The organism is Aeromonas sp. YN13HZO-058 (genome assembly GCF_001921245.1).
Taxonomy (GTDB): Bacteria; Pseudomonadota; Gammaproteobacteria; order Enterobacterales; family Aeromonadaceae; genus Aeromonas; species Aeromonas allosaccharophila.
On sequence record NZ_MQSY01000044.1, the window covers coordinates 1 to 17,011 of the forward strand.

A 17,011-nucleotide genomic window follows, 5' to 3' on the forward strand; every position below is an offset into this window, starting at 1 on the left:
TGAAGCCAAGGCCACAGAGGTATAGTGTGAAAAAAGCCAATAAAAACAATGCCAGTCAGGCTTAACTGACTGGCATTAGGGTTTAAAGGGTCTTGAAGTAGCGCTCGACCAGTTGGGCCAGCACGGAGTCGAGCCGGTTTTGAACCTCACCCAGCTCACGGCCGAAGCGGCGCAGAAAGAGACTGGCTTGCTCTTCGGTCAGCTTGCGCCCCTCGATAAAGAACTCCTGCTCCGGCAGCTGTTTGTCGTAGCGGGGGATCAGTACCCAGCTCACCAGCTCGGGCTCCACGGCGGCAAAAATTTTGGCGGCAGCGGCACAGAAGGTCTCTATGTGCGCCTTGCCATCCGGTCCGAGGCAACCCGGTTCAACCCGGATCTGGATGGTGAGTTTTTTCTCTATGGGGGTCGTCATCGTGCTACATCCATGCAAAGGCATCCGTCTTGGATTGTAAGCTAAAAGGAAATAGAAAGGGGAGCCGAAGCTCCCCTCAACACGCAGTCAGCCTTATTTGGTGATGCGCTTGTACTTGGCGCGATGGGGCTGGATTGCCTCGGCGCCGTAGGTTTTCTTCTTCCACTCTTCGTATTCGGTAAAGTTACCTTCGAAGAACTCGATCTTGCCCTCGTCCTGATAATCCAGGATGTGGGTGGCGATACGGTCGAGGAACCAGCGGTCGTGGGAGATGACCATGGCACAACCCGGGAACTCCAGCAGGGCGTTCTCGAGGGCGCGCAGGGTTTCGATATCCAGATCGTTGGTCGGTTCATCTAGGAGCAGCACGTTGCCGCCGGTCTGCAGCAGCTTGGCCAGGTGCAGACGACCACGTTCACCACCTGAGAGTTCGCCAACCCGCTTCTGCTGGTCGGAACCCTTGAAGTTGAAGCGGCCGATATAGGCGCGGCTCGGGAACTCGTAGTTGCCGATGCGCAGGATATCCTGACCGTCAGCGACCTCTTCGAAGACCGTCTTCTTGTCATCCATGCTGTCGCGGAACTGATCGACTGAGGCCAGCACTACTGTGTCACCCAGGGTGATGGCGCCGGAGTCCGGCTGCTCCTGACCCGACATCATGCGGAACAGGGTCGACTTACCGGCACCGTTCGGGCCGATGATGCCGACGATGGCCCCTTTCGGAATGGCAAACGACAGATCGTCGATCAGCACCCGATCACCGTAGGATTTGCGCAGGTTGGCCACTTCCACCACCTTGTCGCCGAGGCGCGGTCCGGGCGGAATGAACAGCTCGTTGGTCTCGTTGCGCTTCTGGTAGTCGTTGGTGTTGAGCTCTTCGAAGCGAGCCATACGGGCCTTGGACTTGGCCTGACGCCCTTTCGGGTTCTGACGAACCCACTCCAGCTCTTTCTCGATGGACTTGCGACGGGCCGCTTCGGAACTTGCTTCCTGCGCCAGACGGGCGTCCTTCTGCTCCAGCCAGGAGGAGTAGTTGCCTTCCCACGGGATACCTTCGCCGCGGTCCAGCTCCAGGATCCAGCCCGCCACGTTGTCGAGGAAGTAACGGTCGTGGGTGATTGCTACGACAGTGCCTTCGTAGTCGTGCAGGAAGCGCTCCAGCCAGGCTACGGATTCCGCATCCAGGTGGTTGGTCGGTTCGTCCAGCAGCAGCATGTCCGGCTTTTCCAGCAGCAGACGGCACAATGCCACACGGCGGCGCTCACCACCGGAGAGGTGCTTGATCTGGGCATCCCAGGCTGGCAGGCGCAGGGCATCGGCCGCACGCTCCAGCTGGTTTTCCATGTTGTGGCCACCCTGAGCCTGGATGATGGCTTCCAGCTCGCCCTGTTCGCGGGCCAGCTTGTCAAAGTCGGCATCCGGATCGGCGTAGGCCGCATAGACCTCGTCGAGACGGGCCATGGCGCGCTTCACCTCGCCAACGGCCTCTTCGACCGCTTCGCGTACGGTTTGCTCCGGATCCAGCTTCGGCTCCTGGGGCAGGTAGCCGATCTTGATGCCGGGTTGCGGGCGGGCTTCCCCTTCAATATCGGTATCGATGCCCGCCATGATGCGCAGCAGGGTGGATTTACCGGCGCCGTTGAGACCCAGCACGCCGATCTTGGCGCCCGGGAAGAAGCTCAAGGAGATGTTCTTGAGGATATGACGCTTGGGCGGCACGACCTTGCCGACCCGGTTCATGGTGTAAATAAATTGAGCCATTGGCTAATTCTCTTCCTTTTCAGCAGGTTAATGTCTTGGCACTAACAGACTGATGTCGTGGTGGGGCCAGGTCGACACAGGTCAACCGGGTTCCAAAAAACCCGTCGATTGTAAACCAATGGACAGGGGTGGGCAAAGGCGGCGCCCGGTTGGCGCCCCCCTTTGCCGATGCGGTCACGTCTTGCTGCATCAGCCGTGCAATTTGGGCATGATGTGGGCTGCTGTTTTGTGCCGGAGCCCTAATGATCCCATCTCTTCAAGTTCCCTCACTGGCCGCTTTTCTCTGCTCCATGGGATTGGATGCCGCGCTGAGCGAAGCCCTCTGCCAGCGCTTGCCACGGCAGACGCTGCGCGCCGGTCAGGCGCTGCTGGCGCAAGGGGCCGAGCAGGAGGCGGCCTTCTATATCGAAACGGGCATCGCTCGTGCCTGTCACTACACCCGGGATGGCCAGGAGCGCTGCAAGGAGTTTTACTTCGAAGGGGAGCTCTGCCTGCTCTATGACAGCTGGCTCACGGGGTCTCCCGCCCGCTACCAGCTGGAGGCGCTGACGGAACTGCAGGTGGTGCGGGAGTCGCTCGCCCTGCTGGATGATCCCGCCTGGCAGCCGGTCTGCATGGCCCTGTTGCGCCAGCAGCTGGGTTACAAGGAGCGCAAGGAGGCGTTTTTGCTGCTGCACTCCCCCGAGGAGCGTTATCGGGAGCTTTGCCACACCTTCCCCCACTGGCCTGCGCGGCTCACTCAGGTGCAGCTCGCCAACTACATCGGTATCAGCCCGGTCACCCTGTCGCGGATCCGCCGCCGCATTAACACAGGTTAATGCCACCTGCTGGTTGCCACTTCATGCTGCGCCATCCAAATGACGGACGAGGTGTGGATGATGTCGCTGTTTCTGTGGTCGCAACTGGTGGTGAGCCTGGCCTTGCTGCTCGATCTGCTGTCGTTTCAGTTGCGGGAGCGCCGCAGGATCCTGGCCTGTCTGGCCCTCTCCTGCGCGCTCAATGCCGGTCACTTTGCCCTGCTCGGGCTGTGGTCTGCCGCCAGCCTGTTGCTGCTGGCCAGCGTGCGCTTTCTGGTCAGTATCTGGCTGGTTCACCGCATCTTGATGTGGTTTTTCATGGGGTTGGCCTGTGCAGCGGCGCTGGCGACCTATCAGGGCCTGCTCTCATGGATCGGGCTGCTGGCGAGCCTGTTGCAAACCCGGGCTGCGTTTTGCCCCGACGATCGCCAGCTGCGGCGCTGGATGCTGATCGGCACCCTCTGCTGGCTGGGCAACAACCTGCTGGTGGGCTCACCGGTGGCGGCGTTGATGGAGGGACTGTTTCTGGTCAGCAATCTGGTGGGGTATTACCGTCACTACGGGCGCAAGGTGGCTGTCTACTGATGATTGTTGCTGACTGACTTGAGAGGCAGATGGAGGGGGCGGTCTGGTTGGGGCTGGAGGGTGACAAGACAGAGAGGCCGCCATTGCGGCGGCCTCTCTGACACTATCAAGCCTTGTTAAAGCTGTTGATCAGGGCTTTGGTGTAGTCGATGACGAATTGCTGGCAGTGGATCGCGGTTTGCGGATCAAACTCCTCGCCATGGAGATCGGTGTTGGAGAGTACTCGCACCCCGACAAAGGGCACCTTGTAGGCTTCGGCCACCAGGGCGGCGGAGGAGGTTTCCATCTCTTCGGCCGCCGTGTTGTAAGTCTGGTGCAGCCAGTTGATGCGGGCGACCTGACGGTTCCACTCATCGGCAGTGCCGATGATGCCTGCCACCACGCGACCGTGCTGATAACGGTCGGCCATGCCAAGGGCGCGACCAACCAGCTCGGGGTCACCGGCAAACGAAGAGTGTTCCACCAGCTTGCCGTTTTCCCGCAGACGCATGGTCACCTCGAAGTTGTGCCATTTGCGCAGATCAATGCCCTGATCTGCCGGAGTAAAGTCACTGCGATAAGCGCCCATGTTGAAGCTCTTGGTGGCGATCACGATATCACCGCGATGAAGCGCCGGATCATGGCCGCCCGAGGTGCCCTGGTTGATGATGAGACGCGGCTTGAAGCGCTCGATGGCCAGGGTGGTGGCGGCTGCTGCATTGGCCAGACCCACCTCGGTACGGGAGATAACCACCGGATAGCCAGCCAGCGTGCCCTGCCAGAATGTCCATGCGCCGATAGTCAGCGCCTGCTTCTCTTGCAGGGCGGCGACCATGGTATCGACCTCAACGTCCATCGCCCCCTGGATCAGGATGGGGGCGGATGCGGGGTTGGAAGCGTGGGTGAAGGGGGCGCAAAACAGTGCGATCAGACACATCAATCGTTTAAAGAAATTCATGTTTTACCTGTCAGGACTGCGGGAAAACGCCGGATTCTACTTGCGAGCAAACGATTGCGCAATTTATTAATTGTTTTGTAAATAGATCGGTTTGTCTGGAGCCCGCTCTGGTGATAGGGATCAAGGTTGTTTGTGCCCTGCGAAGTAGAGCACCCGTTTTACATACTCCTGCGTCTCGTCATAGGGGGGGATCCCGCCATAGCGTTCCACCGCTTTTTCCCCGGCGTTGTAGGCCGCCGAGATCAACACCCAGTCGCCATCGAAGCGGCGATCCAGCCACTTGAGATAGGTGACGCCGCCCTTGATGTTCTGGGCCGGATCGAATGGACGGGTCACCCCGAACCGCAGTTGGGTCTCGGGGATCAACTGCATTAACCCCTGGGCATTCTTGGGTGAAACGGCGTGGCTGTTGAGATTGGATTCGGCGATGGCAATCGCCAGCACCAGCCGGGCATCCACCTTATGGTGTTTGGCGGCGTGGCGCAGCATGGTGACCAGTTTTTGCTTGGCGGGTGGCTGGCGCGCAACCCAGGAGTCGACATTGAAGGGGGTGGAGGGGAGCTGCGCCAGATAGCCGCCCTGACCGCCACGGATCCCGATGCCGCACTGATCCCCCATAGGGGCATTGCCGATGCGGGCGTTGTAGTAACGGGCGGCCTGCTGGTTACCAAGGCGCATCGCCATGGCGAGATAGCTGTTGGCCAGCTTGGCGCTGCGCACCGAGGTGGGCCCGGTGGCGAGCAGGCGGCCGATCCGGAAGTATCCTTCCGGGTTGCCAGTGCTGGCCGCGACACAGTAGAGGGCGATCGCCTTTTGCAGATGACCGTTTTGCTGGGCTGCCTGGCCCTGTTTGATCGCCGTCAGCGCCCTGGGGGCCTGCCTGAAATCCCTGCCCTGTGCCATCGCCCACGGCATTCCTGCCAGTAACAACGACAAAAAAAGCAGCAAAAACAGTCCGTTTTCGCTGATGTTCCTCATGGGTTATCTCCTGTTTGAGTACAGAAGATATAGAGGAACATGGCTGCTATCGCCACGAATCCAGTGGATCCTGTTGTTATAGCCCAGAGATTTCAGAGATCAAAACGGTATGGAACCAATGGCGAGCGAGCCGTTTATCGAGGCTTTTCGGTCGCTTAGAAGTCGTGGTGATACTCCTGCTCATCCAGTACGGCGGGAGGAAGCGCGCGATAGAAGCTGCCAATTTCGCTGGCAACCCAGAGCGAAAGCAGGGCCAGCAGGCTGAGCAGGGGAAGCAGAGCGTGGCTCTGTTGCAGGGCATAGGCCGCGATGGCGGCGCCGCTCAAAAGCAGGGTTCGGATCATGGGTGGCTCCTTGTCGTCATGGGGGTGTTGCGTGGCCACGGACAGAGCGCCTGGGGTCGGGAGTTGTTCCCGGGTGGCACAGAGCGCGCTGAGTATATCGCGCTGCGCCGCTGCCAATCCGTGGTGTTATCACACTTTTCATCGTTATCTCCGACCTCTGGGCAGGCTGTTGCCGCTGGCAATTGAACATCCGGTGCCGCCTTTCGACGCCCCTCATAACATTCGTTCGCCCCACAAGCCCATGCCGCCAGTGCGTTCAGCCATCCTAAAACCCATGGCAAACCAGTGATACCGGATTAACTCATCAATGACCGAGGGGCTGCCTAGCATTGTCAGGGAGCGGGCCGGTAGTAGTCGAGATACCAGCGGACAAACTCGGCGACCCCCTGCCTGAGGGGCGTGGCGGGACTTAGACCAGTGAGGGTGTGCAGCGGCTCGCTGTCGGCCCAGGTGGCGTGCATGTCGCCCGCCTGCATTGGCAGCATCCGCTTGATGGCGGGTTTGCCGATGGCCTCTTCCAGTGCCTCGATAAAATCGAGCAGCCGCACCGGCTGGCCGTTGCCGATATTGAGGATACGGTAAGGGGCGGCGCTCTCGGCAGGGTTCTGCTCGCTGGCATGCCAGTCAGGATTGGGTCGGGGAGGCTGATCGGCCACGGCGAGGATCCCCGCGACGATATCGTCTATGTAGGTGAAGTCGCGGCTGAGATCGCCGTGGTTGTACACATCGATGGGCTCCCCCGCCAGAATGGCGCGGGTGAACTTGATGATGGCCATGTCGGGCCGACCCCAGGGGCCGTAGACGGTGAAAAAGCGCAGCCCGGTGGTGGCCAGGCCATAGAGCGCTGAGTAGGCGTGGGCCATCAGCTCGCCGCTCTTCTTGGTGGCGGCGTAGAGGGAGACGGGGTGATCCACCTGCTGCGCGGTGGAGTAGGGCATCTGATCCCCCATACCATAGACCGAGCTGGAGGAGGCGTAGATGAGGTGCTGAATCCCGTGGTGGCGACACCCCTCCAGCACCGTCAGCATGCCGGTGAGGTTGCTGTCGGCATAGGCGAACGGATTGTCGATGGAGTAACGTACCCCCGCCTGCGCTCCCAGATGGACCACCTGCTCGAAACGGTGGCTGGCAAACAGGGTCGCCATCGCCTCGCGATCCGCCAAATCCAGCCGCTCGAAGTGAAAATTGGTGAAACTGGCCAGTTGGGCCAGCCGCGTCTCTTTCAGACTCACCTCGTAGTAGTCGTTGAGGTTGTCGATCCCCACCACCTGATGACCTGCGGCGCACAGCTGGTTAGCCACGTGAAAACCGATAAAACCGGCGACGCCGGTGACCAGATAGATCATGGTTGAGTCTCCGGGTTGCTGCTGGTGTTGGCAGGTTGCTTTTTGGCGGGAAGATGTGGCCGCCCGATGGCGTGATAGTCAAAGCCGAGCTCGCTGAGCTGGCGCGGGTCATAGAGGTTGCGGCCATCGATGATGACGGGCTGGTTTAGCAGGGCCTTCAGCTGCTGGAAATCGGGGGCGCGAAACGCCTGCCACTCGGTGCAGATCAGCAGGGCATCGGCCCCTTCCAGTGCAGATTCCTGAGTCGGGCAGAGCAGCAGATCCGGCCGCTGGTCGTAGAGCTGGTGGGCACGCTCCATCGCCTTGGGATCAAAGGCCTGCACCCGGCCACCGGCAGCCCAGATGGCGGCCAGCAGCGGGCGACTCGGCGCATCGCGCATGTCGTCGGTACCGGGTTTGAACGCCAGCCCCCACAGGGCGAAGGTGCGGCCGCGCAGATCCGGCCCGAAGCGGGTCAGCAGGGTTTGCGCCATCTTCTGTTGCTGGCGCTGGTTGACCTGCTCGACCGCCGCCAGCAGCGGGGCGTCGCAGCCGATACTCGCCGCGGTATGACGCAACGACTTGATATCCTTGGGGAAGCAGGAGCCGCCGTAGCCGCAGCCCGGGTAGATAAAGTGGTAACCGATACGGGGATCGGCCCCCATCCCTTGCCGCACCGCCTCAATATCGGCACCCAGCTGCTCGGCGAGGGCTGCCATCTCGTTCATAAAGGAGATCTTGGTGGCCAGCATGGCGTTGGCGGCGTATTTGGTGAGCTCGGCGCTGCGCAGATCCATCACCACGATCCGGTCGTGATTGCGGTTGAAGGGGGCATAGAGGGAGCGTAACTGCTCAAGCGCCCGCTCGCTGTCACAACCGATGATGATGCGATCCGGCCGCATGCAGTCGTTGACCGCTGCCCCCTCCTTGAGAAACTCGGGGTTGGCCGCCACCTCGCAGGCGAGGGGCAGTTCACGGGCGGCCAACTGCTGCTCAATGTGTTCTCGTACTTGCTGCGTCGTGCCGACCGGCACAGTGCTCTTGGTCACCACCAGCTTGGGGCTGCTCATCAGCCTGCCTATGGTGTCGGCCACCGCCAGCACATGTTGCAGATCGGCCGAGCCATCCTCGTCAGCCGGGGTGCCCACGGCGATCAGCAGCAGATCGGCGTGTGCCACGCCAATGGCGGGATCGACCGTAAAGCTCAGGCGGCCGCTGGCCAGATGGCTCTCGACCAGCGGTGCCAGCCCCGGTTCGTAGAAGGGGATCTGCCCCAGCCTGAGGGCGGCGATCCGCTCATCATCCACATCCACGCAGCAGACCTGATGGCCCACCTCGGCCAGAACGGCGGCCTGCACCAGCCCGACATAGCCTGTGCCAAAAATGGTGACCTTCATGAAAAGTGCCTCGTGCTGTGAATGGGGGAATGGCGCGGTTAAACCGCGGCATGCTGCATCTTGGTGCAGCGAGTGTCAATGCCAGATGACAGGCACCAGAATGGGGCGTTCAGCCTGCCTGTTGTGATCCTTTTCACAAAAAATAGACTGGACCCCATAACGAAGCCCTGTGGACAGGGCTCGCAGCCCGCCCGCAACGGCAGGCGACAGACACACTCTCTTTACTTCGCTTGGATACAGGTTATGGACAACACCTCGATTCGCACTGCCCATCCCATTTATGAGGATGTGCTGGCCCTGCTGACGGCGGCCGGCTTTGTTTCCCTCGGCATCTTTCTGTTTCATCAGGTTGGCCTGCTCACCGGCGGGACTGCCGGGCTGGCGCTGTTGCTGCAAAAGGTGACCGGTATCAGCTTCGGCCTGCTGTTTTTCGGCATCAACCTGCCCTTCTATGCGCTGGCATGGCTGCGGATGGGGCCACGTTTTACCTTCAACACCTTTGTCTCGGTGGCGGCGGTCTCCTACATGACCGATCACCTCAACGGTGTATTGCAGATCGGCAAGATAGAGCCCCTCTATGCGGCGCTGATCGGCGGCACCCTGATCGGCATGGGTCTGCTCATCATGTTTCGCCACAAGTCGAGTCTGGGTGGCTTCAACATTCTGGCGCTCTTTATTCAGGATCGCTTTGGCATCCGGGCGGGCAAGCTACAGATGGGGCTCGATTGCGCCATTGTCGTCGCCTCGTTTTTCGTGGTGCAGCCCTGGATTTTGGCGCTCTCCATCGTGGCGGCGGTTATCTGTAATCTGGTGTTGACACTTAACCACAAGCCGGGCCGCTACCAGATTGCCTGACGAGCGGCAGCCGTGACGCGATAAGACAAGAGTGACCCGATAGCACGAGACAGCCACAAGGGGCCTTCCAGTCTAACCGGATTGGGACGCGAAAACAGTCAGGCGAGCTTGAAGGAGTGGATCTGGCTGTCGAGATCCTTGCTGTGCTGTTCGACCAGCTCGGAGGCCTCTTGCAGTTCGCGTAGCACCACGACCGATCCTTCGGCGATCTGCTTGACCTGTTCCAGGTTGCCGCGCATCTCTTCGGCGACCGAGCTCTGCTGCTCGGAGGCGGCGGCGATGTGGCGGTTCATGTCGGCTACACCCTGTACCCGCTGCACTATGGTGGCGAGCTGGGTACCAGCCTGGGTAACCTGTTCCACTCCCTTGTCGGCCTGACGCACGCTCTGGGCCATCAGTTCGGCGGCCTGAGCGGCATTGCCCTGCAACTGCTCGATCATCTTCTGGATCTCGACGGTGGCAGCTTGGGCCCGGTTGGCCAGCTCGCGCACTTCGGAGGCGACCACGGCAAAGCCGCGACCCGCTTCACCGGCGCGAGCCGCTTCGATGGCGGCGTTCAGTGCCAGCAGGTTGGTCTGCTCCGAGATGCCGCGAATGGTGTCGACTACCGAACCGATGCGCTCGACCCCTTGCTCCACCTGATTGACCACGGTGGCAGATTGCTGGATGTTACCGGAGAGGGTGTCGATGGTGCTGACGGTGTCGGCGACGCAGCGGCTTCCCTCTTCCGCCAACCGGCTGGTTTCTGCGGTGGCGTGGGAGGCCTGATCCGCATGGGTGGCCACTTCGCGAATGGCGCCGACCATCTGGCTCATGGCGCTGGCCAGTTGTTCGATCTGGGCAAACTCTTCGCTGATCGCTTCGTTGGCCTCCTCCATGCAGAGGGTCACCTGGGAGGCGATGTCGTTGAGCTCCTTGCAGGCGGCGCGCTGGTTGCCGAACACCTCTTTGAGGTTGTCCTGGGAGTGGGAGACAGCCTTGGCGATATCACCGAATTCGTCGCGGGACTTGAGCAGCACCTTGTGGCTGAGATCCCGCTTGGCGAAACGATCCAGCAGGCCAACCAGATAGTGAACCTGTTTGACCATCAGGCGGGAGCCAGTGAGCAGCAGGATCACGAACAGCAGCCCCATGATGGCGGTCTCCATCAGACCGGTCCAGAGCAGGCGATTGGAGATGGCATCCGCCTTGGCTGGATCGAGTCCTTCGCTGAGCAGGGTCGCTTCCAGATTGTTGGCGTCAAACCAGAGTTTGGTCAGTAGCAGGAGGGTACTGAACACCATCAGCAGCACCACTTTGGGTACCAGGCGGATGTTGCTCATCCGTTTCTCCAGCAGGTTCAACTGCATTGTTGCTCTCCTTTTAATTGCGGCTTTTCCTTTGTCCTCAGGACTATCGGCATTATCTTCTCTTTTATTAATTTGTACTGTGCTTAAAGTTGGAAAATGTATGCGAAATCACTCTTCTGGCCTGAGATCCATGGATCTGCTTATGGCTTTGCTCTCAATCGTCTCGGTGACTCTGGTGGGATTCCGTTGGTTGGGGGATGGTCACTTTTCGACCGAGACACTCGCCCTGTTTTATGACCTGGACAGTCTGATCTGCTACATCTTCCTCTCCCACTTCTTCTATGGCTGGTTCTGTGCCAGTGACAAGCGCGCTTTCTTCAAGGCGAACTGGTTCTATTTGCCGGGCAGTCTACCCATGGTGGAGCAGTTGCGCTGGGCCCGGCTGATCCAGCTTTATCGGGTGATCCAGTTGCTGCGCAGCAATCCCAGCTTGCTGGCGATCGTAAACAAGGAACGAAATGAGACCCGGTTGGCAGGCATCCTGCTGCTCTTCTTTCTGCAGATCGGGGTGGGGACAGCCCTCATCTACTGGATAGAGGGAGATAAGCCCGGCAGTCAGATCCACAATGCCTATGATGCCTTCTGGTGGACTCTGGTGACCCTGTCCACCATCGGCTATGGGGACATAGTGCCGCAAACCGAGGAGGGGCGTTTCGTCGCCAGCTTGCTGATCCTGTTCGGGGTCGGTCTGTTCAGTGCCCTGAGTGGTTTTATGGCCAGTCTGTTTTTGCAACCTCATAAAGGGGATGGCGAAACCGACAAGTGGCGCCATCACTACAACAATCAGCAGGAGGAGTTGCTGAGGGAGGTTCGCGCCCTGCGCAACGAGGTGCGGGAGCTGAAGAACAAGTGAGGCCGCGGGCGGGCAAGTTGCGAGGTGACTCGCAACTCTGCGCTCTTTATCCGGGGGGAGGTGCTTTTTCTTTGCTTGTCCTTTAACCTGCAGGCGGCTTAACATTCAACCTCTTGTCCAAACCTGAAAAAGAGAACCGATCGACCATGCGCGCCCTTCTCGGGATTTTGATCTGCTTGTGTGCCAACCAGGCACTGGCCGATACCCGTTATGTCTCCGACAACATCTTTACCTTTATCCACAATGGCCCGGGCACCCAGTACCGGATCCTTGGTAGCGTCAAGGCTGGTGAACCGCTGGAGGTAAAGGCGGTAAACAGCGAGGCCGGTTTCACCCAGGTGGTGGACGGTCGTGGCCGCGAGGGGTGGATCAAGAACAGCGAGCTGCAGGGCGAGATCAGCCTGCGCGAGCGCCTGCCCCAGGTGGAAAAGGAGCGGGACGAGCTCAAAGCCCGGCTGCAGAACCTCAACGGTGATAACGAGCAACGCTTCACCGAGAAGGATGGCCAGATCGCGGCCCAGAGCAAGGAGATCGCCGCCCTCAAGGCCCAGCTGGCCAGCCAGGGCGAGGAGATGAGCAATCTCAAAGAGCAGAATGATGCCCTGACCCAGAGCTACGACAACCAGGAACATGACATGCAGATGGACTGGTTTATTCGTGGTGGCGCCATGGTGGGGGCGGGGATCCTGCTCGGCATCCTGCTGCCGATGCTGCCCCGTCGTCGCAGCCGCGGCGATCGCTGGATGAACTGACAATAGTTGTCTCAACGAATCGAAGGGTCGCTGTGGCGGCCCTTCTTTTTTATCCCGGTTTGCGGCCGCGCCGGTTGCCGCTGGCGGTGGGTCGGGAGGCGGGATGCATGGTGGCAGGATTGTATACAAAATGATGTCAGATGACCCTCATCATACTCAGCAAGGCGGCTCGCAGAGGGGGAGTGGCGCAGAATTAGCGATCTTTGTTAAAGAGTGGCAACAAATTCATTTCATATAGGGTGCAACATTGTATACATTATCGGCGTTTCGGCGGCGCGTCCGCCTTTGTCGATATCAGCCTTCGGGCGTACAGGAAGACCCCCTATGTTCAAAGCTACTCAAGTGCTTGCTGCTGACTATATCCCCTCCGATCTGGCCGCCCTGCGCGAAGCCATCACCCAGAACTACGTGGTGGATGAAAATGCCCATCTGGCCGAACTGTCGGCCATGCTGCCGGGGGATGGCGCCGCGCTGGAGCAGGTGACCCAGCGCGCCCGCACCCTGGTGACCAAGGTGCGCAAGGAGAGCGGCTCCGGTGACGGTATCGATGCCTTCCTGCAGGAGTACAGCCTCGATACCCAGGAGGGGATCATCCTGATGTGTCTGGCCGAGGCGCTGCTGCGTATTCCCGATGCCGAGACCGCCGATGCCCTGATCAAGGACAAGCTCTCCGGCGCCAACTGGTCATCCCATTTTCGCAAGAGTGACTCTACTCTGGTCAACGCCTCCACCTGGGGGCTGATGCTGACCGGCAAGATCATCAAGCTGGACAAGAAGCTCGACGGCAACCCGGCCAACTTGCTGGGGCGCATGGTCAACAAGCTGGGGGAGCCGGTGGTGCGCTCCGCCATGTACGCCGCCATGAAGATCATGGGCAAGCAGTTCGTGCTGGGTCGCGACATGAAGGAGGCGCTCAAGGCGAGCCGCAAATCCCGCGAGCTGGGCTACACCCACACCTACGACATGCTGGGTGAGTCGGCGCTGACCTTGCAGGATGCCGACAAGTATCTGACCGATTACCGCAATGCCATCGAGGCGGTCGGTAACGAGCGGATCAGCGACGGCGGCCCGGCCCCCTCCATCTCCATCAAGCTCTCGGCGCTCCATCCACGCTATGACGTAGCCAACCGTGAGCGGGTGCTCGGCGAGATGTGCGAGCGACTGGTGGGGCTGGTGCGGCTGGCCCGTGACAAGGATGTGGCCATCAGCATCGACGCCGAGGAGATGGACAGACTCGAGCTATCCCTCGATCTGTTCGAGCAGCTCTACCGCTCCGACGCCAACCGTGGCTGGGGCAAGCTCGGCATGGTGGTGCAGGCCTACTCCAAGCGCGCGTTGCCGGTGCTCTGCTGGCTCACCGCGCTGGCCCGCGAGCAGGGTGATCTCATTCCGGTGCGACTGGTGAAAGGGGCCTACTGGGACAGCGAACTGAAATATGCCCAGCAGGCGGGCCTGCCCGGCTATCCGCTGTTTACCCGCAAGGCGGGCACCGATATCTCCTACCTCGCCTGCGCCCGCTACCTGCTGAGCGAGCCGACTCGCGGCTTTATCGCCCCCCAGTTCGCCACCCACAACGCCAATACCGTGGTCAGCATTCTGGAGATGGCGGGCGATCGCCAGTTCGAATTCCAGCGTCTGCACGGCATGGGGGAGGAGCTGCACAACGCCGTGCTGAACGACAATCCCGGCCTGCACTGCCGCATCTATGCGCCGGTCGGCGCCCACAAGGATCTGCTGCCCTATCTGGTGCGCCGCCTGCTGGAGAACGGGGCCAATACCTCCTTCGTCCACAAGCTGGTGGATCCCAACACCCCGGTGGACTCGCTGGCCGAGCACCCGCTGCGTACCCTCAAGCGCTACTCCGGCTTTGCCAACGACCGCATTCCGCAGCCGGTGAACCTCTTCACCGACCGCAAGAACTCCAGCGGCGTCAATATGAACATCCTCTCCATCCAGCGCCCCTTCTTCGCCCGCTTGAAAGAGCTGGAGAGCAAGCAGTGGCTGGCAGGGCCTATCGTCGATGGCGAGACCCTCAAGCGCAGCGAGGCTCGTACCGTGCTGAGCCCGCAGGATGTGAGCCTCACCGTCGGCAAGATCCACTGGGCCGACGAGCAGGCGGTGGAGCAGGCCTTGGCATCTGCTCACGCTGCCTTCCCGCGCTGGCGTGAAACCCCGGTGAGCGAGCGGGCCGCCGCGCTGGAGAAGCTGGCGGATCTGCTGGAAGCGAACCGCGAGCAGTTCGTCTCCCTCTGTACCCGCGAGGCGGGCAAGCTGCTGCAAGATGGCATCGACGAGGTGCGCGAAGCGGTCGATTTCTGTCGCTACTACGCGGTGCAGGCCCGCAGCTTGATGGGGCAGGCGACCCTGCTACCCGGGTACACCGGCGAGCAGAACGAGCTGTTCCTGCAGGGGCGCGGGGTGTTCGTCTGCATCAGCCCGTGGAACTTCCCGCTGGCGATTTTCCTGGGACAAGTCGCTGCTGCGCTGGCCACCGGCAACACCGTCATCGCCAAACCGGCGGAGCAGACCGGCCTTATCGCCCATCTGGCGGTGACTCTGGCCCATCAGGCCGGTATTCCGGGCGACGTGCTACAGCTGCTGCCCGGTGACGGTGCCACCGTCGGCGCCAAGTTGACAGCTGATCCGCGCATCGGCGGCGTCTGTTTCACCGGATCCACCGAGACAGCCAAGCTCATCAACATGACCCTGGCTAAGCGCGATGGCGCCATTTTGCCGCTCATCGCAGAGACCGGTGGTCAGAACGCCATGATCGTCGACTCCACCGCCCTGCCGGAGCAGGTGGTGCGCGATGTGGTGAGTGCCGCCTTCCAGAGCGCCGGTCAGCGCTGCTCGGCCCTGCGGGTGCTCTACCTGCAGGAGGAGATCTCCGAGCGGGTACTGGAGATACTCACTGGCGCCATGCAGGAGCTGAAAGTGGGCAATCCGGCCGAGCACAATACCGACGTCGGCCCGGTCATCGATGCCGAGGCCAAGGCCGGTCTCGATGCTCACCTCGCCTACATGATGCCGCGTGCTCGCCTGATCGCCCAGGCTCCGATGCCCGCCACGACCATGGAAGGGCACTTCGTCCAGCCGACCGCGCTGGAGATCGGCTCCATCCGCGAGCTGGCTAAAGAGCAATTCGGCCCCATCCTGCACGTGGTGCGCTACGCCACCCGGGATCTGGACAAGGTGATCGGCGACATCAATGGCACCGGTTACGGCCTGACGCTCGGGATCCACAGCCGCAACGAATCCCACGCCGAGGAGCTGGCAAGCCGCATCAATGTCGGCAACGTCTATATCAACCGCAACCAGATCGGCGCCATGGTCGGGGTGCAGCCGTTCGGCGGGCAGGGGCTCTCCGGCACCGGCCCGAAGGCGGGTGGCCCCCACTATCTCGGGCGGTTTGTTACCGAGAAGACCCGCACCATCAACACCACGGCGGTGGGTGGCAACGCCTCCCTGCTGGCGATGGGCGATGCCTGATCCGCGTCGCTAGAGGCCGGATACTGGATGCCGGATAACAGCGGGCCGCCTTCGGGCGGCCTCTTTATTTGCGCCATCCGTTTTTTACGAATGGGACAATCGGCCACGGCGGGGTCGTCAGCGACCTGTGCTGGTCGTAAGATGGGAATCATTCGCACGGCTTTTGGCCTCTGCTGGGGCCCGCCGTAGCCAGGGTTTTGTTTAAACGAGAGTGTTCATCTGATGTCATTAACCGAACAAGCCCGCTGGTTCGTGCTGGGGGGCGATCATCTGGTACTGCTCGATCATCAGGGTCAGGTGCCACAGGGCAGTAAAGCGTGTCTGCCTGCTGCGCTGGCTGACGCCCCTTTCGAGCGTTTCGACGAGTGGCAGGGATTGCCCTGCTATCTGCTGGATCTGGGTGATGATGCCGACACGAACGCCATGAGCCCGCTGCGCCAGCTGATGGTGGCGGGGGACGAGGAGGGCTTTCGCCTCGCTGGCCGCGCCTGGCAGCTGGTCACCTTCCGTCGCACCCACCGTTTCTGCGGCGAGTGCGGCGCCCCCATGACCCCGAAGGCGGGGGAGTGGGCGCAGGTGTGCCACCACGGTCACACGGCCTATCCGCGCATCTCCCCCTGCATTATCGTGGCGGTGCGCAAGGGGCCGGAGATCCTCTTGGCGGCCCATCGCCGTCACTATCAGGCGGACGATCCCATGTATACCGTGCTGGCCGGCTTTGTCGAGGCGGGGGAGAACCTCGAGCAGTGCGTGGCGCGGGAGGTGTTCGAGGAGAGCGGCATCCGGGTACGCAATGTGCGTTATGTGGCGAGCCAGCCCTGGCCCTTCCCCCACAGCCTGATGATGGGCTTCACCGCCGATTATGAGAGCGGCGAGATCAGGGTGCAGGATGACGAACTGGTGGCCGCCGATTTCTTTGCCGCAGAGCGGCTGCCGCGTTTGCCGCCCCACGGCACCATCGCTCGACGCTTGATTGAGCGTTCGCTGGCGGGCGAGGGATAACGAGGCGCTTATATTTTCGCCAACATTTTTGCACTTATTGTTACAAGCGGGACGCGCTGGTTTGCGCCCCTTCACATCTTTGCAACCGCACGCCCATTTGCCACGTTTTGGGCAGTCCGCTCCGGTGGGCAAAGTGGTATTATGGCCGCCATTTTATGCGTGATACGAACTCAGG

15 protein-coding genes are annotated in these 17,011 nt (G+C 61.0%); 7 read left to right on the plus strand and 8 right to left on the minus strand.

All coding sequences use genetic code 11. The annotated features are described in order from the left end of the window. Positions 1 to 82 precede the first annotated feature (82 nt). The gene (locus BSP75_RS10575) at positions 83 to 412 is read right to left on the minus strand and encodes a hypothetical protein (RefSeq protein WP_075113141.1); all 330 of its coding nucleotides are present in this window, start codon (positions 410 to 412) and stop codon (positions 83 to 85) included. Between the two features lie 93 nt (positions 413 to 505). Continuing rightward, positions 506 to 2,173 carry an energy-dependent translational throttle protein EttA gene (ettA, locus tag BSP75_RS10580; protein ID WP_042059996.1) on the minus strand — a complete coding sequence of 556 codons (1,668 nt, stop codon included), beginning with the start codon at positions 2,171 to 2,173 and terminating at the stop codon, positions 506 to 508. 242 nt (positions 2,174 to 2,415) lie between these two features. On the opposite strand from ettA, the gene BSP75_RS10585 reads away from it, so the two are divergent. Together BSP75_RS10585 and BSP75_RS10590 are read left to right on the plus strand one after the other, a co-directional pair. Beyond that, positions 2,416 to 2,991 (plus strand): Crp/Fnr family transcriptional regulator, encoded by a 576-nt coding sequence (locus tag BSP75_RS10585; RefSeq protein ID WP_075113142.1) that lies wholly within the window; start codon positions 2,416 to 2,418, stop codon positions 2,989 to 2,991. 57 nt (positions 2,992 to 3,048) lie between these two features. After that, entirely contained in the window at positions 3,049 to 3,555 is a 507-nt protein-coding gene (locus tag BSP75_RS10590) for a YgjV family protein (protein WP_075113143.1), read from the plus strand. 106 nt (positions 3,556 to 3,661) lie between these two features. Here BSP75_RS10590 and mtnN read toward each other — a convergent pair whose 3' ends face one another. From mtnN to BSP75_RS10615, 5 genes are all read right to left on the minus strand, one after another. After that, positions 3,662 to 4,492, minus strand: coding sequence for a 5'-methylthioadenosine/S-adenosylhomocysteine nucleosidase (gene mtnN / locus BSP75_RS10595; RefSeq protein ID WP_075113144.1), 831 nt, complete (start codon positions 4,490 to 4,492; stop codon positions 3,662 to 3,664). Between the two features lie 120 nt (positions 4,493 to 4,612). Next, a complete protein-coding gene (locus BSP75_RS10600; protein ID WP_075113145.1) occupies positions 4,613 to 5,470 on the minus strand; it encodes a lytic transglycosylase domain-containing protein in 858 nt (285 codons plus the stop codon). A gap of 155 nt (positions 5,471 to 5,625) precedes the next feature. Further along, entirely contained in the window at positions 5,626 to 5,814 is a 189-nt protein-coding gene (locus BSP75_RS10605; RefSeq protein WP_075113146.1) for a hypothetical protein, read from the minus strand. Between the two features lie 332 nt (positions 5,815 to 6,146). Beyond that, positions 6,147 to 7,160, minus strand: a complete 1,014-nt coding sequence (locus BSP75_RS10610; protein WP_075113147.1) for an NAD-dependent epimerase — start codon at positions 7,158 to 7,160, stop codon at positions 6,147 to 6,149. Then, positions 7,157 to 8,536: a UDP-glucose/GDP-mannose dehydrogenase family protein gene (locus BSP75_RS10615; protein ID WP_075113148.1), complete on the minus strand. Its 1,380-nt coding sequence runs from the start codon at positions 8,534 to 8,536 to the stop codon at positions 7,157 to 7,159. The genes BSP75_RS10610 and BSP75_RS10615 overlap by 4 nt, the downstream gene beginning before the upstream one ends. Positions 8,537 to 8,779: 243 nt before the next feature. On the opposite strand from BSP75_RS10615, the gene BSP75_RS10620 reads away from it, so the two are divergent. After that, entirely contained in the window at positions 8,780 to 9,391 is a 612-nt protein-coding gene (locus BSP75_RS10620) for a YitT family protein (RefSeq protein WP_005349421.1), read from the plus strand. Positions 9,392 to 9,489: 98 nt separating this feature from the next. Here BSP75_RS10620 and BSP75_RS10625 read toward each other — a convergent pair whose 3' ends face one another. Next, the gene (locus BSP75_RS10625; protein ID WP_075113149.1) at positions 9,490 to 10,740 is read right to left on the minus strand and encodes a methyl-accepting chemotaxis protein; all 1,251 of its coding nucleotides are present in this window, start codon (positions 10,738 to 10,740) and stop codon (positions 9,490 to 9,492) included. Between the two features lie 100 nt (positions 10,741 to 10,840). Between BSP75_RS10625 and BSP75_RS10630 the strand changes: the two genes are divergently transcribed. From BSP75_RS10630 to nudC, 4 genes are all read left to right on the plus strand, one after another. Then, positions 10,841 to 11,593, plus strand: a complete 753-nt coding sequence (locus BSP75_RS10630) for a potassium channel family protein (protein ID WP_042062067.1) — start codon at positions 10,841 to 10,843, stop codon at positions 11,591 to 11,593. 146 nt (positions 11,594 to 11,739) lie between these two features. Beyond that, positions 11,740 to 12,345 carry a TIGR04211 family SH3 domain-containing protein gene (locus tag BSP75_RS10635; RefSeq protein ID WP_042657265.1) on the plus strand — a complete coding sequence of 202 codons (606 nt, stop codon included), beginning with the start codon at positions 11,740 to 11,742 and terminating at the stop codon, positions 12,343 to 12,345. Positions 12,346 to 12,669: 324 nt separating this feature from the next. Then, positions 12,670 to 15,834: a bifunctional proline dehydrogenase/L-glutamate gamma-semialdehyde dehydrogenase PutA gene (gene putA, locus BSP75_RS10640; protein ID WP_075113150.1), complete on the plus strand. Its 3,165-nt coding sequence runs from the start codon at positions 12,670 to 12,672 to the stop codon at positions 15,832 to 15,834. A gap of 222 nt (positions 15,835 to 16,056) precedes the next feature. Beyond that, on the plus strand, positions 16,057 to 16,836 hold the full coding sequence (gene nudC, locus BSP75_RS10645; protein WP_075113151.1) for an NAD(+) diphosphatase: 780 nt from the start codon (positions 16,057 to 16,059) through the stop codon (positions 16,834 to 16,836). Positions 16,837 to 17,011 lie beyond the last annotated feature (175 nt).